At 65.3% G+C, this 24,882-nt stretch carries 18 protein-coding genes; 7 read left to right on the top strand and 11 right to left on the bottom strand.

From position 1 onward, the window contains the following. The first annotated feature begins 86 nt into the window (after positions 1 to 86). On the top strand, positions 87 to 698 hold the full coding sequence (locus GJV26_RS15760) for a hypothetical protein (protein WP_155709657.1): 612 nt from the start codon (positions 87 to 89) through the stop codon (positions 696 to 698). 26 nt (positions 699 to 724) lie between these two features. Beyond that, positions 725 to 1,318, top strand: coding sequence for a fimbrial protein (locus GJV26_RS15755; RefSeq protein WP_155709656.1), 594 nt, complete (start codon positions 725 to 727; stop codon positions 1,316 to 1,318). A gap of 338 nt (positions 1,319 to 1,656) precedes the next feature. Here GJV26_RS15755 and GJV26_RS15750 read toward each other — a convergent pair whose 3' ends face one another. The 5 genes from GJV26_RS15750 to GJV26_RS15730 form a co-directional block, all read right to left on the bottom strand. Then, a complete protein-coding gene (locus GJV26_RS15750; RefSeq protein WP_155709655.1) occupies positions 1,657 to 4,260 on the bottom strand; it encodes a TonB-dependent receptor in 2,604 nt (867 codons plus the stop codon). 289 nt (positions 4,261 to 4,549) lie between these two features. Next, a complete protein-coding gene (gene rsmA, locus GJV26_RS15745; RefSeq protein WP_155709654.1) occupies positions 4,550 to 5,344 on the bottom strand; it encodes a 16S rRNA (adenine(1518)-N(6)/adenine(1519)-N(6))-dimethyltransferase RsmA in 795 nt (264 codons plus the stop codon). 226 nt (positions 5,345 to 5,570) lie between these two features. Continuing rightward, complete coding sequence (gene pdxA / locus GJV26_RS15740) at positions 5,571 to 6,638, bottom strand: 4-hydroxythreonine-4-phosphate dehydrogenase PdxA (protein ID WP_155709653.1); 1,068 nt, start codon at positions 6,636 to 6,638, stop codon at positions 5,571 to 5,573. 8 nt (positions 6,639 to 6,646) lie between these two features. After that, positions 6,647 to 8,083: a peptidylprolyl isomerase gene (locus tag GJV26_RS15735; protein WP_155709652.1), complete on the bottom strand. Its 1,437-nt coding sequence runs from the start codon at positions 8,081 to 8,083 to the stop codon at positions 6,647 to 6,649. 112 nt (positions 8,084 to 8,195) lie between these two features. Then, a complete protein-coding gene (locus GJV26_RS15730; protein ID WP_155709651.1) occupies positions 8,196 to 10,469 on the bottom strand; it encodes an LPS-assembly protein LptD in 2,274 nt (757 codons plus the stop codon). 114 nt (positions 10,470 to 10,583) lie between these two features. On the opposite strand from GJV26_RS15730, the gene GJV26_RS15725 reads away from it, so the two are divergent. From GJV26_RS15725 to GJV26_RS15705, 5 genes are all read left to right on the top strand, one after another. Then, positions 10,584 to 11,672: an aminoglycoside phosphotransferase family protein gene (locus GJV26_RS15725; protein ID WP_155709650.1), complete on the top strand. Its 1,089-nt coding sequence runs from the start codon at positions 10,584 to 10,586 to the stop codon at positions 11,670 to 11,672. Positions 11,673 to 11,679: 7 nt separating this feature from the next. Next, positions 11,680 to 12,408: an N-acetylmuramate alpha-1-phosphate uridylyltransferase MurU gene (murU, locus tag GJV26_RS15720; protein ID WP_155709649.1), complete on the top strand. Its 729-nt coding sequence runs from the start codon at positions 11,680 to 11,682 to the stop codon at positions 12,406 to 12,408. Beyond that, positions 12,405 to 13,739: an aminopeptidase P N-terminal domain-containing protein gene (locus GJV26_RS15715; RefSeq protein WP_155709648.1), complete on the top strand. Its 1,335-nt coding sequence runs from the start codon at positions 12,405 to 12,407 to the stop codon at positions 13,737 to 13,739. Before murU ends, GJV26_RS15715 begins: the two co-directional genes overlap by 4 nt. Positions 13,740 to 13,888: 149 nt before the next feature. Next, entirely contained in the window at positions 13,889 to 14,968 is a 1,080-nt protein-coding gene (locus tag GJV26_RS15710) for an FAD-dependent monooxygenase (RefSeq protein WP_229419609.1), read from the top strand. 161 nt (positions 14,969 to 15,129) lie between these two features. After that, the gene (locus tag GJV26_RS15705) at positions 15,130 to 16,326 is read left to right on the top strand and encodes an IS4 family transposase (protein WP_155709600.1); all 1,197 of its coding nucleotides are present in this window, start codon (positions 15,130 to 15,132) and stop codon (positions 16,324 to 16,326) included. Positions 16,327 to 16,410: 84 nt separating this feature from the next. Here the strand turns inward: GJV26_RS15705 and GJV26_RS15700 are convergent, their stop codons facing one another. From GJV26_RS15700 to GJV26_RS15675, 6 genes are all read right to left on the bottom strand, one after another. Continuing rightward, positions 16,411 to 17,700, bottom strand: coding sequence for a sugar MFS transporter (locus GJV26_RS15700; protein WP_155709646.1), 1,290 nt, complete (start codon positions 17,698 to 17,700; stop codon positions 16,411 to 16,413). Positions 17,701 to 17,738: 38 nt separating this feature from the next. Beyond that, complete coding sequence (locus GJV26_RS15695) at positions 17,739 to 20,210, bottom strand: glycoside hydrolase family 3 protein (RefSeq protein WP_229419313.1); 2,472 nt, start codon at positions 20,208 to 20,210, stop codon at positions 17,739 to 17,741. A 17-nt stretch (positions 20,211 to 20,227) separates the two neighbouring features. Further along, positions 20,228 to 21,604, bottom strand: a complete 1,377-nt coding sequence (locus GJV26_RS15690) for a GH1 family beta-glucosidase (protein ID WP_155709644.1) — start codon at positions 21,602 to 21,604, stop codon at positions 20,228 to 20,230. A 226-nt stretch (positions 21,605 to 21,830) separates the two neighbouring features. Continuing rightward, a complete protein-coding gene (locus tag GJV26_RS15685; protein ID WP_189442339.1) occupies positions 21,831 to 22,865 on the bottom strand; it encodes a LacI family DNA-binding transcriptional regulator in 1,035 nt (344 codons plus the stop codon). Positions 22,866 to 23,094: 229 nt separating this feature from the next. Further along, a complete protein-coding gene (locus GJV26_RS15680; protein WP_155712513.1) occupies positions 23,095 to 24,567 on the bottom strand; it encodes an NAD(P)(+) transhydrogenase (Re/Si-specific) subunit beta in 1,473 nt (490 codons plus the stop codon). Beyond that, positions 24,567 to 24,872: a proton-translocating transhydrogenase family protein gene (locus GJV26_RS15675; RefSeq protein WP_189442341.1), complete on the bottom strand. Its 306-nt coding sequence runs from the start codon at positions 24,870 to 24,872 to the stop codon at positions 24,567 to 24,569. Before GJV26_RS15675 ends, GJV26_RS15680 begins: the two co-directional genes overlap by 1 nt. Positions 24,873 to 24,882 lie beyond the last annotated feature (10 nt).

The raw sequence follows: 24,882 nt of genomic DNA, 5'->3' as shown, positions 1-24,882 counted from the left end.
CCTTGCCAAATGAACTAAAATAAGCGCCGATTCCGGCTCAGCCGCCGCCCGGCTTCCGATTACATGTTTTGGAGATTGTTATTGCTATGAAGAGTATGTATGCGCGCGCGACTGCGGGCGCGCTGTGCGCCGCGATGCTGGCCGGCTGCGGCGGCGACGATAACGGCAACCTGTCGCTGATGGTTACCGTGTATGGCCTTGTCAAGCCGGGCCTGATCCTGAAGAACGGCGACCAGACCGTGACAGTGACACAGGGATCGAGCATCACCGGTGCCTCCACCGCCTATTTCCCCAACCTGATCGCCGAGGATTCCACGATCAATATCGAGATCGTGCAGGATGCCACCGCCACCAAGTGCGAAGTGGAAAAGGCCAGCAGCACCAATATCAAGGCCAACTATTACAGCGCGCTGCAGCCGAAAGTCTACTGCACCACGAACGCCTACCAGCTGGGCGGTTCCGTGACGGGCCTGACGCAGGATCAGCTGGTGCTGACCAATGGCAGCGTGACCGCCACGATTCCCGCCAATGCGACCACCTTCACGTTCCCCAGCAAAGTGTATGACGGCTTCATTTACGGCGTGACCGTGCTGCAGCAACCCGAAGGGCTCACTTGCAGCGTGGCCAACCCCACCGGCACGATGCCGTCGGGCGACGTGATGAACCTCGCGGTTTCGTGCGTTCCGCGCGCTTCCTGAACACCGCCACCTATCTGGAGAATGCAATGAAAGCAAAATACCTCGGCACGGCGGTGCTGGCAGCGGCACTCGCACTGGCGGGCTGCGGCGGCAAGACGGAATTCACGATCGGCGGCAATTTCTATAACTCGGGCGGTTATGTGACCGGCGTGCCGAATGCGGGCATGGAACTGACGAACGGCAACGACACGATCACGATCCCGGTCGGCGCGACCTCGTTCAGCTTCCCGAGCACCATCGACTACGGCGACACCTACAACGTGGTCATCACCAAGCAGCCGGCGCACATGACCTGCACGCCGCCGAACACGTCGGGCACCGCCGGCCGCACCGAGGCGGTCACCATCCCGATCACCTGCGCGCAGAATGTCTACAGCGTGGTGGTGACCGTGAAGGGCCTGACCGGCGAAGGCCTGCAGCTGATCAACGGCTCGTCCCTGGCGGCGCCGACGGTGGCCTCGCCGGTGGCGGAATTCTCCAGCATTCCGGTCGGCACGGCCTATGGCATCACGATCTTCGCGCAGCCGAAGGGCCAGACCTGCTCGATCGTCAATGGTTCCGGCATCATGGGCGATGCGCACCGGGTCGATGCCGTGGTGACGTGCGTCGCCAGCACGTGATATTCACAAGTGGAATGATAGGCATTATGAAAATAAAGTGGATCAATATGCGGCACCGCATCATAATTGCACCTGTCTCCTCCACTTCTTTCTAAGAATTGGATTTAGCCGGCTCCCAGAGCCGGCTTTTTTTTGCCTGAAACTTTGGCACCCTGGCTCGTGGAAATTCAATAACGGGGACAGAAGGAGAGATGGCCTGCAGGCCATCTCCGCTGCGCAGGCGGGAAGCAGGGCTTCCCGAAATCCCTGCTTCGCCCCCGATTTTTACAACAGCCTGAATTCGCGTTGCCCATAAAAAAACCGCCGGGGTTGCCGGCGGCTGGTGGGGCGGTGTGCGGTCAGAACTTGTATGCCAGCCCGATGTTGTAGCGCCGGCCGTATTCCATCACGTTCTGGATGTACTGGTTGCCGGCCTGCGTGTGCACCACCTTCTGGTTGGTGATGTTGTCCAGGCCCACGTGCAGCTGCAGTTGCGGCGTCAGGTATTTCGAGATGTTGGCGGAGACATAGGTCTCTTCGTCGTTCTCGACCAGGTAGCCGGCCGTCCAGCGCGGCATGCGCGTGAACGGGCTGTGGTAGTTGGCCTGCAGGCGCGCCTCGAAACCGTCTTTCTCGTACCACAGCGTGACGCCGCCGTTACGGCGCATCAGGCCCACCATCGGGAAGTTGCTGGTGAATTCGCGGATGCTGCTTTCGTTGTACGAGAAGTTGGCCGCCATGCCCAGGCCGTCGAACGGCGCCGGCAGCATCGTGAACGCCTGCTGGTAGGCAAGCTCCAGGCCGCGCACGTAGCCGCCTTCGCCGTTGATCGAACGCGTGATCGTGGCCTGGCGGCCGTCGATCGTGGTGGTATCGGTGGTGATGCCGATGTAGCTGCCCACCTTTTTATAGAACACGCTGGCCGACAGCAGCGAGCCCTTCTCGAAATACCACTGGTACGACAGGTCGGCCTGGTTCGCCATCATCGGCAGCAGGCCCGGGTTGCCGGTACTGCCCGTCAACGGCTGGCTCGAACCGGGCGTGGTGTCCACCGAGAGCTGGCGCGAGGCGCGCATCTCGTCCATCGGCGCCCGCGACATGGCGCGCGCCAGCGAAACGCGCAACTGGTGTTCCTGCGCCTCGTCCAGGCTGAAGATCAGGTTGGCGCTGGGCAGCGCCCTGGTGTACGACGCCCCGCCCTCTACCGCCGTCGGCGCGGCGCCGTTGCGCGACTCAATGCCATAGCCGGTCTGCTTCGTGTGCACCACGCGCAGGCCCAGGTTGCCGCGGTATTTGAGGCCAAGCATTTCACCTTCCAGGTCGCCCTGCGCATACACCGCGCTGGTGCGTTCCTTGACCCGCCAGCCGGCCAGCAGGTCGGTCGTGGTCTGTGCGCGGCCATCCGGCGACAGCGCGCCGGCGCCGAACAGCGTGGTGGCGGTGCCTTCGAAGTCGTTCAGCATCAGCGCCGGGAAATAGCCGTCCGCGCGGATCGTCTCGAATGCCGAAGCCGGCAGCGAGGTGGCCGTCGTGGCCAGGTTCCACGTGGTCTGGCTGAACGATTTCTCGCGGTCGGAGAAGCGCGCGCCGAACTTGACGCGGCTGAGCGGGCCCAGTTCGACCGGGCGCCAGGCGGAGAGCTGGGCCGAGTTCAGCTTGTCGTCGACGTGGCCGTCGGCATCGATGTACAGCGACGGCGCGCCGTAGATCGCGGTGTTGCCGGTGTCCTGCGAGAACGAATACGACTGGTTTTCGTTGCCGGTGAAGGCCCAGGCCAGCGTGCCGTTGCCGCTGGTCTGGCGCACGTCGGCCCACTGGCTGTCGCGGTCGGCGCGGGAGACGGCCAGGTCGGCATCGATCTTCCAGTCGCCCGCGTTGAACTTGCCGTTCAGGCCGCCGGCGAAATTGCTCATGTTCTGGAACCAGCGCGTGCTGTGGGTGGAGACGGTGACGTCGCGGACCGTGGCGCCGACCACGTAGCCGTCGCGGATGTCCAGGTTCGAGTAGTTCGGCGTCTGCCAGCCATCCCAGTTGCCGATGTCGCCCGTCCAGTGCTGCACGCTCGGCTCGTAGATCTTGTTCTTGGCGTAGTAGACGTCCGCCGTGATGTGCGCATCCGGGCTGACCTTCCATTCGACCTTGCCGAGCACGCTGGCACGCTCGTTGGTGCCGCGCTTGATCTCGTCCTCGAAGCCCCACGGGGTCTTGTCGACCTTCCCGTCGCCGTTCATGTCCACCGAGTTGTTCTCGTTGAAGCCCCAGTGGTTCTTGCGCTTTTCGATCGAGGGCTGCTTCTGGTAGCTGGCGGCCAGCGCCACGCCCACGCTGCCGCTGGCCAGCTGGTCGATGTAGATGCCGCCCAGGCGCGGGCGGACGGTTTTCGCGTCCACGTCGCTGGCCAGTGGATAGTAGAGCGCATCGGCCTTGACCGAGACCTGGCGGCCCTTGTACTTCAGCGGCTGCACCGTCTGCAGGTCGATCGACGTGGCGACGCCGCCCTCAATCAGGTCGGCGTTCTGCGTCTTGTAGACCACCGCGCCGGACAGCGACTCGGAGGGGAACTGCTCGAAGCGCACCGCGCGGTTCGGCTCGGACGACGCCAGTTCGCGGCCGTTCAGCGTGGCCCCGATGAAGCGCTCGCCCATGCCGCGCGCCACGATCTGGCTGGCGTTGCCGCGGTCCAGGCCGGCAGCCAGGCCCGGCAGGCGCGCCAGCGATTCCGCGATCGTCGTATCGGGCAGCTTGCCGATGTCTTCCGATGACACCACCTCGACGATGCTGTTGGAATTTTCCTTGACGGACAAGGCACTGCGTACCGACGCACGGATGCCGGTCACGGTGACTTGCTGCACGGCGGTATCGCCGCTTGCCGGGGCTTCCGGTTGCGGGGCTTGCTGGGCCAGGGCGGCGGCAGGGACGAAAAACAGCGCGCGTACCAGCACGCTGATGGGGGTGGGCTTCATGGGGTCTCCGTGTCGTTATTATCAGAAATGGCGTTGGCAGCATGGAGCATGCCAATCGATCAACTTCCTGAGCGAATCTTATGTGGCTGAAAAGGTGGTCAGCCAATGAAATATCACGGAGAAACTATATGAAATTGATATACATCGGTACGTGATCGCGCCAAGCCCTTGTATCTACATGGAAAATAGCAGTTGGCAAACGTGATGGCGTGGCATGCGGCCACGCCTGCAATGTTGTGCGCTTGTAACGATCGAGGCTATCAACGTAACTGCAGGCAGCGGGCCCGCACTACTGCGCTTGCGGTTCCGGTGCGCGCTTCAGGCTGTTGGCCAGGGCCACGTAGGCTTCCACCGGCACGGTCTCGGGGCGGGTGCCCGGATCGATGCCGGCGTCGACGATCTGCTGCTCGGTAAACATCCCGGCCAGGCAATTGCGGATCACCTTGCGGCGCTGCGAGAACGCCTTCGCCACCACCGCTTCCAGCGTGGCGGTATCGCAAGGCAGCGGATCGGCGATGGGGATCATGCGCACGATGGCCGACTCCACCTTCGGCGGCGGATCGAACGCTTCCGGCGGCACGATGAACATCAGCGCCATCCGGTAGCGCCATTGCAGCATCACCGACAGGCGGCCATAGGCCTTGGTGCCCGGCTCGGCCACCATGCGCTCGACGACTTCCTTCTGCAGCATGAAATGCTGGTCCTCGATCTGCGCCGTGAATTCCGTGAGGTGGAACAGCAGCGGGCTGGAGATGTTGTACGGCAGGTTGCCGACCACGCGCAGCTTGCGGCCCGCCGGCACCGGGATCGAAGCGAAGTCGAACTTCAGCGCATCGCCCGAGTGGATCGTCAGCTTCTCGCGCGGGAAGCGCTTCTCGAGGCGCGCCACGAGGTCGCGGTCCAGCTCCACCACGTGCATGTGCGGCAGCGACTTGAGCAGCAGATCCGTCATCGCCGCCAGGCCGGGCCCGATCTCGACCATCGTATCGCCATCGGCGGGCGCGATCGCCGTGATGATGTCGCCGAGGACGCTGTCATCGTGCAAAAAATTCTGGCCGAAGCGCTTGCGTGCAATATGTTTCATATGCTTGTGTAAGTTTCCAAAAACCGGGGTCAGACCCCAAGTTCGGGCAATATTTCTCAAAACTGGGGTCAGACCCCAGTTTTTGGAAATTAGTTGCAAGAAAGACAGATCAGACCAATGGAATCAATATCATCAGCCGCTGTCCAGACGAGGGTTATTCCAGAATAGATTCGCCCCGATTCGAGAAATATTTCCTGAAACTGGGGTCTGACCCCGGTTTCAGGAATTAGTTGCCGCGGCTGGCGTTGGCCATGCCCAGCGCGGCGGCGATGGCTTGTTCCATGCTGCCGCAGTCGGCGTGGCCGAGGCCGCGGGCGGCAAGGTCCAGGGCGGTGCCGTGGTCGACCGAGGTGCGGATCAGCGGCAGGCCGAGCGTGACATTGATGCCGCGCCCGAAGGTGGCGTATTTCAGCACCGGCAGGCCCTGGTCGTGGTACATCGCCAGCACGCAGTCCGCATCCTGCAGGTACTTCGGCTGGAACAGCGTGTCGGCCGGGTACGGGCCGCGCGCGTCGATGCCGCGGGCCCGCGCGGCTTCCAGCGCGGGCGTGATGACGTCGATTTCCTCGCGGCCCAGGTAGCCGTTCTCGCCCGCGTGCGGGTTCAGGCCGGTGACGAGGATGCGCGGCGCGGCGATGCCGAATTTGGTGCGCAGGTCGCGGTCGATGATGTCCAGCGTCGTGCCCAGGCCGCCGATCGTCAGCGCCGCCGGCACGTCCTTCAGCGCCAGGTGGGTGGTGGCCAGCGCGACGCGAAGCTGTGCCACGCCGTCCACGCCCGCCGGCTCGCCGGCCAGCATCATCACCACCTGCGCGGTGCCGGTGCGGTCGGCGAAATATTCGGTATGGCCGGAGAACGCCACGCCGGCATCGTTGATCGTGCTTTTCTGCAGCGGCGCCGTGGCCACCGCCTCGAACCAGCCCGCCTTGACGCCTTCGATCGCGGCATCGAGCGTGGCCAGCACGGCGCGGCCGTTGGCGCTGTCGAGCGTGCCGGGCACCACGTGCGCGGCCAGCGGAACGTCGATCACGGACAGGCGGTCCGGCCCGAAGTGCGGCAGGCCGCCGTTGCGCACCGCCATCAGCGACAGCGCGCTGATGCGGATAGCCGGATCGATCGCATGCGCCGTCATCGCGAGAAAGGCCGCATCGCCCAGCAGCACGCAGTTGACGCGCTCTCTCATCGCCCAGGCCGCGCGGATCGAGATCTCGGGGCCGATGCCGGCCGGCTCGCCGACGGTGATGGCAATGGCAGGTCGCACGCCCGGCCGGCGCGCTGGCACGCTAACGCTCATGGATTTCCTTACTTCAGGTCTTCGCTGCGGTATTCCACGTAGGCGCGGTCGCGCACCTCGCGCTGGAAGTCTTCCGCCGCTTCCACCATCTTCCGTTCGCGCAAGGCCATCCGTGCTTCGTTGCGCTTCTTTTCCTTCGACATGTCTTCCGACTTGCGCTCCACCACCTGGATCAGGTGGTAGCCGAACGCCGTCTCGACCGGGCCGCTCGTTTCGCCCGGCTTCAGTTCGTTCATCGCCTTTTCGAATTCCGGCAGCGTGTCGCCCGGGTACAGCCAGCCCAGGTCGCCGCCCTTCTTGCCCGATTCGTCGGTGGAATAGATGCGCGCCAGTTCCTCGAAGGTGGCGGACTTGCTGTCCAGCTTCGCCTTCATCTCGGCCAGCTTGCGCTTGGCATCTTCGGCGCTGGTGGCCGGCGTGACCTTCAGCAGGATGTGCCGCGCGTGCGTCTGTTCCACGGCGGCCTCGGCCTGCGCCTGGGCCAGCGAGCGCTTGTCGATCAGCTTCAGGATGTGGAAGCCGGAAACGCTCTTGATGATCGGCGTGACCTGGCCCGGCTGGATTTTTTCCAGCGCCTCGGCGAACACCGGCGGAATGCGGTCGCTCGGGCGCCAGCCGACGGCGCCGCCCTGCAGCGCATCGGTCGCATCGGAATACGTGGCCGCCACCTTGGCGAAATCGCCGCCGGTGCGCAGCTGGCGCATCACGTCCTCGGCGCGCTGCTGGCGCTGGGCGATCACGTCCGGCGTGGCGTTTTCGGGAATGCGCACCAGGATCTGCGAAATGTTCAGTTCATGCTGCTCGGCGGCCGCCGCCTGCTGCGCGGCCAGGAAGCTGTCCACTTCCGCTTCCGAGATCTGGATCTTGGCATCCACCTCGTGCTCGCGCAGGCGGGTGGTGATGATCTCCTCGCGGATCTCTTCGCGGAAACTGGCGAACGACGTGCCATCCTTCTCGATCTGGTCGCGCAACTGCTGCACGTTCAGCTTCTGCTGTTCGGCGATACGGGCAATGGCGCGGTCGAGCATCGTGTCGTCCACCCGCACGCCCATTTCCTTGGCCATCTGCAGCTGGGCGCGCTCGACGATCATGCGTTCGAGGATCTGCCGCTGCAGCGCGGCGGCATCCGGCAGCTGCACGTTCTGCTGCTTCATCCGCTGCATGATGACGGCCACGCGCTCGGTGAGCTCGCGGCGCGTGATCACGTCGTCGTTCACGACCACGGCGATCGAATCGATCTCGGGATTCTTCGACTGACCCGGCGGCGTGAAGCCCTTCGGCTGCGCCGGTGCGGCAGCGGCAGGCGCGGCGGCTGGTGCAGACGCTGCAGCGGCCGGCGCATTGGCCGCAGCGCTCGGCTTGGCGTCCTGCGCCACGGCCACGCCGCCGGCTGTCATGGCGCACAGCAGCAGTGCTGCGATGGTGATCGGGTGCTTACTGAACATATTGCAAACGCTTTTCAGGTCAGGTGGAAAATGGTGAAGGATAGCAGGTGCTCGCCGCGAAAAGTGTAACAGCTTGTGCCACGGCGAACTCTGGAACCGGTGTCGACAGCGGTCAGCGGCGGTACCCCGGGTTCAGTTGCTGGTAGCCCGGGATGCTGTTCTTCAGCACTTCGAGCGGGTTGCCGATGCCGAACTTGGACAGGCCGTTCAGCTCGAGCTGGAAGAACACCTGGGTCGACGTCTTGTTGGTGGTCGTCACGAAACGCTGCGCGCCCATGCGGAAGACCCAGCAGTCGCAGTTGTATTCGAGCCCGATCAGGCTCTCCAGGATGCGGTGATCCTGCAGCGAATAGCTCATGCGGCCCACGCCGAACCAGCGCTGCGAGATCGGCCACTGCGTCGAGAAATCCACGTTCTTGAAGCTGTCGCGCAGGAAGCGGTAGCCGGCGTTGAACACCTTTTTCTGGCCGGGCTGGAACTGCACGTTGAAGTTCGAACTGACCACCCGCTTGTCGCCCTGGTTGTACTGCACCGCGCTGTCGACGCCCCAGGTGTCGGAAATGCGGCCGGCGCCGGCCAGCAGCAGGTCGGAACGGCCGGTGCTGACCGGCTCCGTGCTCGTCAGCTGCACACGCTGGTCGTTGAAGTAGAAGCGCTGGCCGAACGCCAGGCGCAGGCGCTCCGCGCCGGATTCCTCGAGGAAGCGCGATACGATCGCCGCCGTCACCTGGTTGGCGTCGCCCACCCGGTCCGAGCCCACGAAGCGGTTCTCGGAGAACAGCTGGGTGAAGTTGAACGTGGCGTCGGCCGTGTCGAACACCGGCACGTCGGTCTGGTCGCGGTATGGCGTGTAGACGTAGAACAGCCGCGGCTCCAGCGTCTGCGTGACGGCGCGGCCGAACAGCCTGGTGCTGCGTTCGAATTCCAGGCCCGAATCGAGCGAGAACGTGGGGATCGCCTTCGTGACCGTACGGCTTTCCTCTTCGAGGAACTTGTCCAGCTTGTAGGCGCTGGCGTTCAGCATCAGCTTCGGCGTGATGAAGTAGCTGGGGCTGATGATCGGGAAGCTGATCTGCGGCTGCACCACGATGCGGTCGCCGTTGACCTTCGAATCGTACGTGCACGTCGTACCGCCGATGTTCGCGCCCGGGCAGATATCCTGGCCGGCATAGCGGAAACGCGTCGCCTCGGCATCCACCGACCAGTCGAAGCCGCCGATGTCGTACTGGCCGGCGTGGAAATTCACCGCCGGCAGGCGGTCGTACGGGCGCGGCGTGATCGTGTTGGTATCCGGGTCCTGCAGCACCTGGTATTTCTGCACGCGCGCCGTCAGGCTCCAGATCTCGCCGCGGTAATCGGTGCGCAGCTCCTTCAGCAACTGGCGCTCGGCGCTGCCCGCCACCGTCTTCGAGAAGTCGGTCGGGTAGTCTTCGTCCGACGCGGCGCGCACGTTCCAGCCATACGACCAGTCCTTGGCCAGCGCCTGCGTGTGCGACGACTGGATCTGCCAGCGGTCGATGCCCTTCTCTTTATCGTTCGGCAGGTACTCGATCCAGGTGCGGCCTTCGTAGCTGCCGGCATCCGTTTCGCCGATGTAGCGGCCGACGGCGCCCAGCTGCAGGCCGCGCCGGCCGATGTAATGCGGCGACACCGTCAGGTCGCGGTTCGGTGCGATGTTGAAGTAATACGGCACCGTGAGTTCGGCGCCGCCGCGCGAGCTGAAGCCCGGCACGGCAGGCAGCCAGCCGGAACGGCGCGCGCCGGACAGCGAGAACGAGATGCCCGGCGTGCCGATCAGCGGCACATCCTTGAAGTACACCACGGTGGCGCCGCCCACGCCCACGTCGCGGCCCTGGTCGAGGGACAGCGTGCTCGATCGCACGTACCAGTCCGGATTGGGCCCTTCGCAGGTGCTGTAGGTGCCGTTGACGACATTGGCCCGGTCCTGGCTGAGGAAGTCGATGCGCTGCGCCTTGCCCTGCGCGTTGTTCATTTCGAGCTTGTACGTGGGCTGCAGCATGTAACCCACGCCGGTTTCCGTGTTGAGGCGGAATTCGTCGGCCGTGTAATAGTCGCCGAAGCGCCACAGCCGCACATTGCTTTTCGCTTCGAGCTCGGATTCGACCTGGCGGTAGCAGGCCGAATCGGCCGTCACGCGCATCTTGTCCTGTACCACTTCCACATCGCGGGTCAGGATCAGTTCCCGGTCCGGCCGGCCGCTGATTTCCTCTGCGCGGATCGTGACCGGCGCATCCGGATCCTCCGCGCGTGGCGTGACCGTGCCGCCACCCGGCTGGGTCTGGGCATGGGCTTGTGCCGCGCAGGCGGCGATCAGGGCGGAAATGGCGTACGCCCAGCGCTTCTTGAAGGGTGGGGCCAGGCTCATGAACAGATTGATAGGCGATGCACTATAAAGACACCATATAGGCGATTTTTTGAATTGAATCCCTTATTATATGGGATTCCTTTGTCAACATCCGGTTTGCTCTGGCTGTATTCCATGTCTTCTTTGCTCAACTTATCATCCAACGGCGCATCCCACAACGCATCCGCCGCCGGCGACGCGCGCCTGCAACAACTGAAAACCTGGCTGCAGGGGCTGGACATCGTGGATGTGGCTTCGGCACGTCCCGCGTCGGCCGATGCCAGCTTCCGCCGCTACTTCCGGTTCGACGTGCTGCCGGCCGCGCAGGCGCGCGCCGGCACGAACTTCGGCGCCACGCTGGTGGCGATGGATGCCCCGCCGGAGCGGGAGAATACCGCAGCCTTCGTCAAGGTGGACACACTGCTGGCCGAAGCCGGCGTGGCCGTTCCCGTCATCCACGCGCAAGACCTGGAACAGGGCTTCCTGCTGCTGTCGGACCTGGGCACCACCACCTACCTGCAGGCGCTGAACCCGGACAATGCCTCCGCGCTGTATGCGCAGGCGCTGTCGGCGCTGGTGAAGATCCAGCAGCACAGCCAGCCCGGCGTGCTGCCGGAATTCGACCGCGCATTCATGCTGCGCGAGCTGGACATCTTCCCCGAGTGGTACATCGGCAAGCACCTCAATGCCACGCTGACGGAGGCGCAATCGGCCGAACTGCAGAAGGTGTTCGACCATATCGTGGCCAACTGCCTGGCGCAGCCGCAGGTGTTCATGCACCGCGACTACCATTCGCGCAACCTGATGTGGATGGACGAGGACAATCCCGGCATCCTCGATTTCCAGGACGCCGTCTACGGCCCGATCACGTACGACGCCGCCTCGCTGCTGCGCGACGCCTACGTGTCCTGGGACGAGGAACTGGTGCTGGACTGGGTGATCCGCTACTGGCAGCACGCCCGGTCCGCGGGCCTGCCCGTCAACAAGGACTTCGACGCGTTCTACAGGGATTTCGAATACATGGCCCTGCAGCGCCACCTGAAGATCCTCGGCCTGTTCTGCCGCCTGAACTATCGCGACGGCAAGCCGCTGTACCTGGGCGACCTGCCCACGGTGATGGAATACGTGCGCCACACGGCCAACCGCTACCGCGAGCTCAAGCCGCTGGTCCGGCTGCTCGACGTGCTGGAAGACACCCGGCCCGCCGTCGGGTACACGTTCTGAGGACGCCATGAAAGCCATGATCTTCGCCGCCGGCCGCGGCGAGCGTATGCGTCCGCTGACGGACACCTGCCCGAAACCGCTGCTGAAAGTGCGCGGCCGGCCGCTGGTCGAGTGGCACGTGGTGAACCTGGTGCGCGCCGGCATCACCGAGATCGTCATCAACCACGCCCACCTCGGCCACATGATCGAGGAGCACCTGGGCGACGGCGGCCGCTTCGGCGCCACGATCCGGTATTCGGCCGAGCGGGAGGCGCTGGAGACCGCCGGCGGCATCGCCAACGCGCGGCACCTGCTGGGCGAGGAACCGTTCCTGGCGATCTCGGGCGACATCTATTGCCCGCACTTCGATTTCGCCGAAGTGAAGGATGTCCTGCACGACAACGACATGTGGGGCAATCCGCATCCGGTCGGGAAGCGCGACATCGCCTGGATCTGGCTGGTGAAGAACCCGCCATTCCACCCGAAGGGCGACTTCGGCCTGAAGATGTACACGATCTCGAATCCGGTGCCGGACAGCGGCGAGCCGGCATGGACGTTCGCCAACATCGGCGTCTACCGCATGGAAATGTTCGACGGCATCGCGCCGGGCCAGCACGCGGGCCTGGGCAAGCTGCTGCGCGAATTCGCGGACAAGGGCCAGCTCGGCGGCGAGGTCTACGAAGGCGACTGGGACAACGTGGGTACCCCGCAGCAGCTCGAACAGCTGAACGCGGCATTCGGAGCGAGGCGGGCATGACGAACCACGCTGAACGGCGCGCCAGCCTGCTCGCGCGGATGGAGCCGGGCAGCGTGGCATTTCTTGCCACCGCCCCAGAGGCGGTGCGCAACGGCGACAGCGAATACCCGTATCGCCACGACAGCAATTTTTACTACCTGAGCGGCTTCACGGAACCGGAAAGCGCGCTGGTGCTGGTGGCCGCCGCCGGCGACCAGCCCGCCCGCGCGATCCTGTTCTGCCGCGAAAAAAATCCCGAGCGTGAAATCTGGGACGGCCTGCGCCATGGCCCGGAAGCGGCGCAGGCGCAATTCGGCGTCGATGCCGCGTGGCCGATCGGCATGCTCGACGAAAAAATGCCGGAGCTGCTGGCCGGCGCGCCGATGCTGTACTGCCGCCTGGCGCGCGACGAACGGCTCGACGGCCAGCTGCGCCGCTGGTTCGACGCGGTGCGCGCCAGGGGCCGCACCGGCATCGTCGCGCCGCCGGCACTGCGCGACCTGGTGCCGCTGGTGGACGAGATGCGCGTCGTCAAGGACACCGGCGAGCAGGAACTGATGCTGCGCGCTGGCCGCATCTCGGCAGCCGCGCACCGGCGCGCGATGCGGGCGGCGCACGTCGGCGTGTTCGAATACGAACTGGAGGCGGAACTGCTGTACGAATTCCGCCGCAGCGGCGCGCAGTTCCCGGCCTACACGCCGATCGTCGCATCCGGCGCCAACAGCTGCATCCTCCACTACAACGTCAACGACCGCCAGACGCGGGACGGCGACCTGGTGCTGATCGACGCCGGCTGCGAGCTTGATGGCTATGCTTCCGACATCACGCGCACCTTCCCCGTCAACGGCCGCTTCACCGCGCCGCAGCAGGCGCTGTACGAGATCGTGCTGGCCGCGCAGGCCGCGGCGTTCGATGCGATCCGGCCGGGCAACACGTTCCATGCGGCGCACGATGCCGCCGTGCGCGTGCTGGCGCAAGGCATGCTCGATACGGGCCTGCTCGATGCCGGCAAGGCGGGCGGCGTGGATGACGTCATCGCCGCCAAGGCCTATACGGCGTTCTACATGCACGGCACCAGCCACTGGCTCGGGATGGACGTACACGACACCGGTGCCTATCGGGTGAGCGAGCACCCGGACAAGCCATCCCGGCCGCTGGCCGAAGGCATGGTACTGACGGTGGAGCCGGGTATCTACGTGCGGCCTGCGCCGGGCGTGCCGGAGCAGTACTGGAACATCGGCATCCGGATCGAGGACGACGTGGTGGTCGCCGACGGTGTGCCACGCCTCCTGACGGACGAGGTGCCGACTGCCGTGGCCGATATCGAACGGCTGATGAAGGAGCGAACATGAGCAGCGCCGATGTACATACCGCCGGCGTACATACCGCCGACGTTCATATCGCAGACGTACATACCCATAACGCGGGCGGGCCCCATGGCCTGGAGAATGACGACGTGGCGCACTACAGCGTGGCGATCTGCGGCGCCGGCCCGGCCGGCATGGCGCTGGCGGCCCTGCTCGTGCGGCGCGGCGTTGCGCCCGCGCGCATCGCGCTGGTGGACGCCAGGCCGCTCGATGCCGCGTGCGACGATCCGCGCACGCTGGCGCTGTCGTGGGGCAGCCGGCAGATCCTCGGCCAGATCGGGGCCTGGCCCGTGCCGGCCACGGACATCCATGAAATCCACGTCTCGCGCAAGGGCGCGTTCGGCCGCAGCATGATCTCGCGCGACGAACATCGCGTGCCGGCGCTGGGGTACGTGACGCGCTACGGCGACCTCGTTTCCGTGCTGGCGGGGGTTGTCGAACGGCTCGGCATCGTCGCGCTGCGTCCCGCGCGGGTCACCGGGCTGGAAGAAACGCCCGGGCACGTACGACTGGCGCTGGAGGACGGCCGCACCGTCACCGCCGCGATCGCGGTGCAGGCCGAGGGCGGCCTGTTCGGCGCGCAGGCCGGCAAGCAGGCCATGCGCGATTACGGGCAGTCGGCGATCATCGCGCACGTGGAGGCCAGCGCCCCCGTCGCGCACCGCGCCTATGAACGGTTTACCGACGAAGGCCCGCTGGCGATGCTGCCCCAGGGCGATGGCTATTCGATGGTGTGGTGCGTGCGGCCGGACAGCGCGCAGGAACTGCTGTCGCTGGACGACGCCGCCTTCCTGGCGCGGCTCGATGCCACGTTCGGCGAACGGCTCGGCCGTTTCACAGGCGCCACGCGGCGCCTCGCCTTCCCGCTCGGCCTGAACGCCGGCGTGGCCGGCACCGCGCGCACCACCGCGATCGGCAACGCGGCGCAGACGCTGCACCCGGTGGCCGGCCAGGGCCTGAACCTGGGCCTGCGCGATGCCACCGTGCTGGCCCGGCTGCTGGCCCGCGGCGCCACGCCCGACAACCTGGCCGATTTCGCGGCCTTGCGCCGCCAGGACCGCGACCTCACCGTGCGGCTGACCGACACGATGGCACGCGTGTTCGCCAATACCTCGCCGCTGCAGCCGGTACTCGGCCTGTCGCTGGCCGCCATCGACCTGTTCACGCCGGCCCGCTCGATGCTTGCCGAGATGATGATGTACGGCCGGCGCTAGGTGCGGGTTCTAAAAATAGGGACGGACCCTGAGCCTACCCCTCAAATTTTTGTTGTAAACCATATGGGAAGCTGTTAACTTCAATCCCAAAAACGGCACATGCATGGCCGTGTTAGCCCTTTCATTCGTAGTGACCAAACTGCAAATGAAAGGCACGGACCATGCATGCACGCCAAATCATACAACGATTGTTGGGGCAGGAGTGCCCATCAATTCACGCTAAACGCCGAGCTTGCCTAGCTCAAATTGTGCAAGCTGCAGCTCGTGCCGGGCTGGGCGTTGTACGCATCGGTAAGCAGCTCAGGTCACAAACAAGTCTTCGGCATCGCATCAAGTGCTGTGACCGTTTGCTGAGCAATCCCCATCTGGCCAAAGAGCGGGTGCAGATATACCGAGCAATGAGCCAACGCCTTCTTCAATCCAGGCAATACGTGCAGGTAGCAGTAGATTGGTCAGAAATTCGCGCAGATGGCAGTGCTCAATTGCTGCGTGCAGCAGCCATCATCGAAGGACGCGCCTTTACGCTCTACGAGGAGGTCCACCCTCAGGAGAGGCTCGCGGCATCTTTGGTCCATAAGTGCTTCATGAAGACCCTGAAAACCATCCTGCCAGCGCACTGTCGCGCCATCATCATCACCGATGCAGGATTTCGTGCTACGTGGTTTAAAACGCTCAATCAGCTCGGCTTTGGCTGGGTCGGACGGATACGCAACCGTGATTTGGTGTGCCAACAGAACGGCAACGACTGGTTCGGCTGCAAAAGCTTGTACTCAAGAGCTACCGCAAAAGCGCGCGATTTGGGCTATTTTTTTCATGTCCGCTCCAACCCTGTCGACTGCCGATTAGTGCTGTACAAGTCCAAATCGAAAGGACGGCATTGCTTGACGAAATCCGGTCAACCTGCGCGCGCGCACCACAGCAAGAAAAACAGCGCTGCCCAATGTGAGCCTTGGCTACTCGCCGTTTCGCCAGCACTGGCACAGCTTCGTGCAGACGACATCATCAAAATTTACTCTGGGCGCATGCAAATCGAGCAGACTTTCCGCGACCTGAAGAATGCCAAATGGGGAATGGCACTGCGACATAGCCAGACTACAAGCCTGCTTCGTCTGGCGGCACTTTTACTAATCGGTGCATTGCTCACTTATGCCTTATGGCTGATCGGCTTAGCGGCACGAGCGGCTGGCTATGAAGTCCACTACGGCAGCCATCCCAAGGCAGGCAGCTGCCTTTCAATCTTCTCGTTGGCAATGCACTGGGTCGACGACTATCGTCGACCCAGACTCTCCCCATCGGCCATCAAATATGCATTTATCGAACTCGTTTCGATGGTCCGCACTTGGGAATTCGAGGGGTAGGCTCAGGGACGGACCCTGTTTTTCAGGAAATTTCCTGAAAAACAGGCGGTCCGGCGTTCCGGTCCGTCCCGGATTTTTGGCTTGTTACTGCTTGTGCAGATTCGCGTACTTCAACCCGAAGTACAGCACGAACGCATAGCACGCAGCCGGCACCACGAACGACAGCTGCACGCCCATCGCATCGGCCAGCGCGCCCTGCGCGAACGGCACGAGCGCGCCGCCGACGATCGCCATGCACAGCAGGCCCGAAGCCTGGCCGGCCTGCTTGCCGAGCCCGTGCAGCGCCATGCTGAAGATCGTCGGGAACATGATCGAATTGCACAGCCCCACGGCGAGGATCGCATACATCGCCACCTTGCCGCCGCCGAACGTGGCGACGAGGATCAGCACGATGCTCGCGGCCGCGTTGAAGGCCAGCGCCTTGCCCGGGCTGACCGAGCGCATCACGGCGAAGCCGATGAAGCGGCCCACCATCGCGCCGCCCCAGTACAGGCTCACGTAGTGGGCGGCCTGCGCCGCCGTCATGCCGCCGATGTCCGGGTCTTCCATGAAGCTGATCAGGAAGCTGCCGATCGACACTTCGCCGCCCACGTACAGGAAGATGCCCAGCATGCCCAGCACCAGGTGCCGGTGGGCGAACAGGTCGCGGAAGCGGCCGGGGGATTCGCCATCGGTACCATCGACGATCTTCGGCAGCCGCGCCAGCGCGAACAGCACCGCCAGCAGCAGCAGCGCACCGGCCAGCACCAGGTACGGCCCCTGCACGCTGGCCGCTTCCTGCGCGCGGTACGCCAGTTGTTCGGCGGCCGGCAACGCGGCAACCTGCGCCGTGTCCAGCATGCCGCCCGACAGGATCAGCATGCCGCCCAGCACGGGCGCCACCGTGGTGCCCAGCGCGTTGAATGCCTGCGTCAGCGTCAGCCGGCTCGACGCGGTGCGCGGATCGCCCAGCACCGTCACGTACGGATTCGCCGCCACCTGCAGCACCGTGATGCCGCCGGCCAGCACGAAGAACGCGAACAGGAACACGCCATAACCGGACGTGGCCGCCGGGTAGAACAGCGCGCATCCGGCCGCCGCGATGACCAGCCCGGCCACCGCGCCGCGCTGGTAGCCCAGCCGCCGGATCAGCATCCCCGCCGGCACCGACACGAGCAGGTAGGCGCCGAAGAAGCAGAACTGCACCAGCATCGCCTGCACATAGGTCAGCGTGTAGACCGCCTTCAGGTGCGGGATCAGCACGTCGTTCATCGACGTCAGCAGGCCCCACATGAAGAACAGGATCGTGACGATGACGAGCGGGCCCGTATTGTTGCGCGACGCTTGCGCGACGCCGGTATCGGGCGCGAGCGCCGGCTGGGAATGATGTTGCATGAGTACTCCTGTATGAAACGGACGTGTATTTTAAGCACTTATCGTGCGCAGCGCACCGCATCCGTTCCTGTACCGGCCCCGCCGACGACCTGGATGTTGGCGAATGCCGCGACCAGGCCGCCCTGCGCCGTCACGCGGAACGGCGTGTCGACCTTGCCCAGGTCGGCCCCCTTGAAGCACGACAGCGGGATCGTGACGGTTTTCCTGCCCTTGCCTTCCAGCCGCGCGAATTCACCGGTCATGTCCACGGCGGCATCCCCGATCGACACCTGCACTGGCCCGCGCGGCGCACCGGTGACGATCGTGTCGAATGTCAGCGCGCCATCCTTCGTGGCATAAGCCGGCAGCGCACGCGGCGTGGCGGCCCGGGCCTCGATGGCGCCCGGCCCCGTCCACGTGACCTTCTTCGCATCCTGCTGCGTGTTCACCTGCGCAGTCTCCACCGTCATCGTGGGCAGCGTGTGCGTCGCGTTCAGGTCGGCCCCCAGCGGCTTGCGCTCGCCACCGCTGTGCGCATGCAGCGGGAAGGTGGCGCGGTCGGACTGGTTGAACACCGGGAACGCGTTGGTGTTGCCGCAGCCGGCCGTGCCGGCATCCTCGGCAAGCTTGCCGAGCTTGTGCGCCTTGCCGTATTCCAGCCCGTAGCCGTAGGCGAACAGCGGCGCATAGTTCCTGTCGCCCACGTTGAGCGGCGCCTGGCACGCGCCCTTCGGCCACGAGAACGACAGCTTGCCGGTGAACGGCGCATTCACCTTGCCGTCCGCGCCGCGCAGCAGCACGTCCGCCACGCCCTTGCCTTCGGAGCCGGGCAGCCAGGCGGCCACGAAGCCGTCGGACAGGTTCAGCAGGTCGTTCGCATACAGCGGCCGGCCCGTGACGAACACCGTCACCACCGGCTTGCCCTTGCCCGCCACGGCCTTCAGCACGGCCAGGTCCTCCGGATAGCGGCTGCTGTGGCGCAGGTTGCCGGCCGGTCCGATGTCGCCATCGCCTTCGGCATACGGGCCCTCGCCGATCACCGCCACCACCACGTCGTGGTCGGCGACGTCGACGCCGCTGCCATCGGCGCTGTAGGTCACGCTCGATGCGGCTTCCTTCAGGCCGGCAAGGATCGTGTCGCCGTTCGGGAAGTCGCTGTTTTTGTTCTCGGTGCCCTGCCACGTCAGCGTCCAGCCGCCGCTCTGGTTCGCCATGCTGTCGGCGCTCTTGCCCACCACGAGGATCTTTTTGTTCCGCGCGAGCGGGAGCACGTCGCCGTCGTTCTTCAGCAGCACCAGCGATTCCTGCACCAGCTTGCGCGCCAGTTCGCGCGCCTGCATCGATGCCATCCTGCCCGCATGGACGGAAGAGGAAGGCTTTCGCAGGTTGGCGCGCAGCTTCACGCGCAGGATGCGGGACACCGCATCGTCGATGCGTGCCATCGGAATCGTGCCATCCTTCACCTGCCGCACCGTATTGGCGATGAAGCTCTTCCAGTCGTCCGGCACCATCACCATGTCGATGCCGGCATTGATCGCCTGCGGACAGCTGTCGTTGCGGCAGCCCGGCACTTCGGCGATGCCGTTCCAGTCGGTGACGACAAACCCGTCGAAGCCCATCTTCCGCTTCAGCACGTCCGTCAGCAGCTCCCTGTTGCCGTGCATCTTGCCGTAGTCCTTGGCGGAAGCCGCATCGTTCCAGCTGTTATACGACGCCATCACCGTCTGCGCGCCCGCTTCCAGCGCCGGGTAATATCCGGCCATGTGGATGTTCATCATCTCCAGCTTGGTCGACCGGTTCACGCCTCGGTCCTTGCCTTCGGCGGTGCCGCCGTCGCCCACGTAGTGCTTGGCGGTGGCGATCACGCTGGCGTCGTCCTGCAGCGATCCCTGCAGGCCTTTCACGTAGGCGCCCGCATATTCGGCAACGATCGCCGGATCTTCCGAAAAGCTTTCGTACGTGCGGCCCCAGCGGTCGTCGCGCACCACGGCCAGCGTGGGCGCGAATACCCAGTTGATGCCGGTCGCACGCACGGCCTTGCCGACCGCCGCCGCCATCTCGCCGACCCGCTTCGCGTCGCGCGCCGCGCCCAGGCCGATGTTGTGCGGGAACAGCGTGGCGCCCAGCACGTTGCTGTTGCCGTGCATCGCATCGATGCCCCAGATGACGGGCACCTTGTGCCGCATGTCGGTCGACATCGACGCATCGTAGAACGCATCGGCCAGCTTCACCCAGTCGGCCGGCGTGGCGTACTTGCTGCCGCCCGGCCAGCTGCCGCCGCCGTTCAGCACCGAGCCCAGGTAGTAGCGGCGCACGTCTTCCGGTTTCGTGGTCTTGATCTCGGACTGCGTCATCTGCCCGACCTTCTGCTCCAGCGTCATGCCAGCCACGATCTCCCTTACCCGTGCTTCCAGGCGCGCGTCGGCGGCAACGGCGCTCTTGAGCCGCGGCCAGTCGGTCAGCTGCGCAGCGCCGGCATCGGCGGCCAGCAGCTGCACGGCAGCGGCAAGGATGGTCAAACGTCGCTTCATCGTCATGGTTGTCCTCTTCAAGGCTGTGGGGGATTCGACACGGCGGCGCTACCGTGCAGGAAAGCCCGGTACCACTTGCCGCTGTCTTTCAGGATGCGCCGCTGCGTGGCGAAATCGACATGCGTGAGGCCGAAGCGGCGCGTGTAGCCTTCGGCCCATTCGAAGTTGTCCAGCAGGCTCCAGGCGAAATAGCCGGCCACCGGCACGCCTTGCGCAATGGTGTCGCGCAAGGCGGCCAGATGGCGCGCCAGGTACGACGTGCGCTGCGCATCGTGCACCTGGCCGTTCTCCATCGCATCGTCGTAGCACGAGCCGTTCTCCGTCACGTAGATCGCCCGCGGGCCGTATTCCGCGTGGATGCGCCGGAGCAGCTGCGCCATGCCGTCGGGCGCGACCTCCCAGCCGAACGCGGTGCGTTCCACGCCTTCGCGGTGCACGACCCGCGCATGCAACGGCCCTTCCCCCGGCGCAGCGGCGATGGTCTCGGGGAAGTAGTAGTTCAGGCCCGTGAAATCGGTCTGCGCGGCGATGGCGTCGAAGTCGCCGGCTTCGATGCGCGGCGCGGCATCGCGCAACGCTTCCAGCACGTCGCGCGGGTAGCCCTTGCCGAACAGCGGGTCGAGGAACCAGCGGTTGCGCAGGCCGTCGTGCCGGTGCGCGGCGGCGGCGTCTTCCCGGCTGGCCGATGCGGGGCGGACCGGGTGCAGGCTGAGCGCCGCGCCGACGCGCGCGCCGGGCACGTTGGCACGGATGACCGGCACGGCGAGGCCATGCGACAGCAGCACGTGGTGGCTGGCCTGCAGGGCCGATGCCACGTCGCGGATGCCCGGCGCATGCATGCCGTCCATGTGGCCGTGCATCGCCGTGCACCATGGTTCGTTGTGCGTGATCCATTGCGCCACGCGGTCGCCCAGGCGGCGCGTGACGGCATCCGCATAGTCGGCGAACAGGTGCACGGTCTCGCGTGCCATCCAGCCGCCGCGGTCCTGCAGCGCCTGCGGCAAATCCCAGTGGTACAGCGTGGGCCATGGCTGCAGGCCGCGCTCGAGCATGCCGTCGACCAGGCGGTCGTAGAAATCGAGCCCCCGGCCGTTCGGCGTGCCGCCATCGCCGAAGATACGCGGCCAGGCGATCGAGAAGCGGTAGGCGTTGGTGCCGAGGCTGCGCGCGATGTCGAGGTCTTCCGGCCAGCGATGGTAGTGGTCGCAGGCGACCGCGCCACTGGAACCGTCGCGGATGCGGCCGGGGCGGGCGCTGAACGTGTCCCAGATCGAATCGACGCGGCCGTCTTCATGGCGTGCGCCTTCGATCTGGTACGACGACGTGGAAGTGCCCCAGGTAAAGGCGACGGGGAAGTCGCCGCGCTCGGGGTCGATATGTTCGATGTCGGTCATGCATCTCCCGGATATTGCGGGGTTGGTGGTAGCAAGGCGGCGCGACGGCTGGTGCGGTTCGAAGGGAGCGATGTCCGGGCGGCGCGGGCGCTGCCCGCATCGCCTGCGCCATCGGTCGTGCACGCATCCATCGGCTCCCGCATTTCCCGCCCCCTTCGATGATATGGAAAGCTTTCCATCGTGCCGCGAAAAAATGGCGCGCCGGCCGGGCGCGCCGCCCTCGTTGTTACTGTTTGTGCGTTCGTGCCTTGACGGCAGGCACGGGCCCGAGCGAAGCCCGGTGCGTGATGCTGAGCGGGAAACGCCGCGCGACCGGACGCTCGCCGGCATAGCAGCGGTTCAGCAGCGCATTCAGGCCCGCCTTCACCACGTCGCGCCACGGGATGTGGACGGACGTGAGGCGCGGCGCGGAGAACTCGGCGCTGGGCGTGTCGTCGTAGCCGAGCACGGACACGTCGCGCGGCACGGCGATGCCGGCTTCCTGGAAGTGCGACAACGCGCCGACGGCCATCTCGTCGTTGGCGCAGAACAGCGCGGTGAAGGCGTATCCCGATGCGAGCAGTTCCTTCGCGCAGGCGAAGCCGCCGTCCGGCGAGAAGTCGCTTTCCGCGGTCCACAGGCTGCCGGTATCGATGCCGCCCTTCTTCAGCGCCTTCATGAAGCCGTCGATCCGCTCCACGTTGTCCGGCGCGTCCGACGGGCCGGCGATGACGGCGATCCGGCGATGGCCATGCTCCAGCAGCGTGTCCGCGGCCAATGCGCCGCCCTTGCGGTGATCGACCTGGAATGCCTGCTCGCCCAGGCCGCTGGTGGCGTTGTTGACGACAACGATGTTGGCGCCACGCGCACCCAGCGCCGCGATGTCTTCGTCGCCGAGGATGTTGCTCATCGAAATGATGCCGTCGCAGCCCCGCTCCAGCAGGAACTCGATGCCCTCGACAGCCTGGCGCAGCGCATCGCCCTGCCCCGCGCCGAATGCCACCACCATGTGCAGGCCGTTGGCGCGCAGCTCGACATCGATCATCTGCAGGATCGGCGTATAGAACGTGCCCTTCAGGACCGGGATATAGACCCCGATCATCCTCGAATAACCGGACAGCAGGGCCCTGGCCGCATGCGACGGCCGGAAATCGAGCTCCTCGATCGCCTTGCGCACCTTGGCCTGGGTGGCCGGCGACACCGCGCCCTTGCCGCTGACCACACGCGATGCGGTGCCGAGTCCCACGCCCGCCAGCCGGGCCACGTCCTTGATGGTTGCCACTACGTCTTCCTATCGTGCATGTAATCACGCAAGCATACTGTATGGGTGCGGCTGCCGTCATTCGCAGGGGGCGGCGCCATGTTGCGCGCCGGCGCATCGCGATTATGGAAACGTTACCAATTCATGGAATGATACAGGAATCCGGCAGGCGCCACGAGGAATTTCTGGCAGCGGAAGGAGAGAAACGAATGGGTCCGTGTCCTCCTGGCGGACACGGACCCGGGGACGATCAGTCGACCGCCTTCACCATTTCCTCGATGATCTTCTTGGCGTCGCCGAACACCATCATCGTCTTGTCCATGTAGAACAGCTCGTTGTCGAGGCCGGCGTAGCCGGAGGCCATCGAGCGCTTGTTGACGATGACCGTCTTGGCTTTGTAGGCCTCGAGGATCGGCATGCCGGCGATCGGCGATTTCGGGTCCTTGGCGGCGGGATTGACGACGTCGTTCGCGCCCAGGATCAGCGCCACGTCGGCCTGGGCGAATTCGCCGTTGACGTCTTCCATCTCGAACACCTGGTCGTACGGCACCTCGGCTTCGGCCAGCAGCACGTTCATGTGGCCCGGCATGCGGCCGGCCACGGGGTGGATCGCGTATTTGACGGTAACGCCGTGCTCGGTCAGTTTTTCCACCAGCTCTTTCAGCGCGTGCTGGGCGCGTGCCACCGCGAGGCCGTAGCCGGGCACGATGATGACGGTTTCCGCGTTACTCATCAGGAACGCGGCATCGTCGGCCGAGCCGGATTTGACCGGGCGTGCCACCTGGGCCCCGCCCGTACTCGCCGCCGCCGCGTCTCCTCCAAAACCGCCCAGGATCACGTTGAAGAACGAGCGGTTCATCGCCTTGCACATGATGTACGACAGGATCGCGCCCGAGGAACCCACCAGCGAACCGGCGATGATCAGCATCGAGTTGTTCAGCGAAAAACCGATGCCGGCCGCCGCCCAGCCCGAGTAGCTGTTCAGCATCGAGACCACCACCGGCATGTCCGCCCCGCCGATCGGAATGATGATCAGCACGCCCAGCACGAACGCGATCGCCGTCATCACAACGAACGGCAGCCAGGCCGGCGCCACCCCGTCGGCGAACACGAACGCCAGGCCCAGCCCGATCATCACCAGCGCCAGCACCAAATTCAGCACGTGCTGGCCGGCGAACACCACCGGCGCGCCCTGGAACAGCCGGAACTTGTATTTGCCGGCGAGCTTGCCGAACGCGATGACGGACCCGGAGAACGTGATCGCGCCCACGAACGTGCCGATGAACAGCTCGATGCGGTTACCCAGCGGCAGCGGCTGGCCCGGCGCGGCGATGCCGAACGCCTGCGGCTCCGAGACGGCTGCCACGGCGATGCAGACGGCGGCGAGGCCGATCAGCGAGTGCATGGCGGCGACGAGTTCCGGCATCTTCGTCATCTCGACGGTCTTCGCGAGCCAGGCGCCGATCGCGCCGCCGACGATGACGCCCAGCGCCAGGCGGATGAAACCCGGGCCGAAACCGGCGCCGCCGCCCGCGGCGCTTTCGGCCTGCAGCCTGGCGATCAGCGCGAGCGTCGTCAGCACGGCGATCGCCATGCCCGCCATGCCGAACGCATTGCCGCGCCGCGCGCTGGCCGGCGACGACAGGCCCTTCAAGGCCTGGATGAAGCACACGGAGGCAACGAGGTACAGCATCGTCACCAGGTTCAGCGAGATGAAGGCCATCATTTGCCTCCTTCTTTTTTATCCTTCTTGCGGAACATCTCCAGCATGCGGCGCGTGACGAGGAAGCCGCCGAACACGTTGACGGCGGCCAGCGCCACGGCGACCGTGCCGGCCACCTGCCCGATCACGCCTTCGGTCAGCGCGGCGGCCAGCATGGCGCCGACGATGACGATCGCGGAGATCGCATTGGTGACGGCCATCAGCGGCGTATGCAGCGCCGGCGTCACGTTCCAGACGACGTGGTAGCCCACATAGATGGCCAGCACGAAGATGATCAAGTTGATGATGGTGTGACTCACTTCCACGACGCTCTCC

It is taken from the genome of Pseudoduganella dura (assembly GCF_009727155.1).
Lineage (GTDB): Bacteria > Pseudomonadota > Gammaproteobacteria > Burkholderiales > Burkholderiaceae_D > Rugamonas > Rugamonas dura.
Note: the sequence above shows the minus strand (reverse complement) of the source record. Positions and strands in the feature narration are given on the sequence as shown.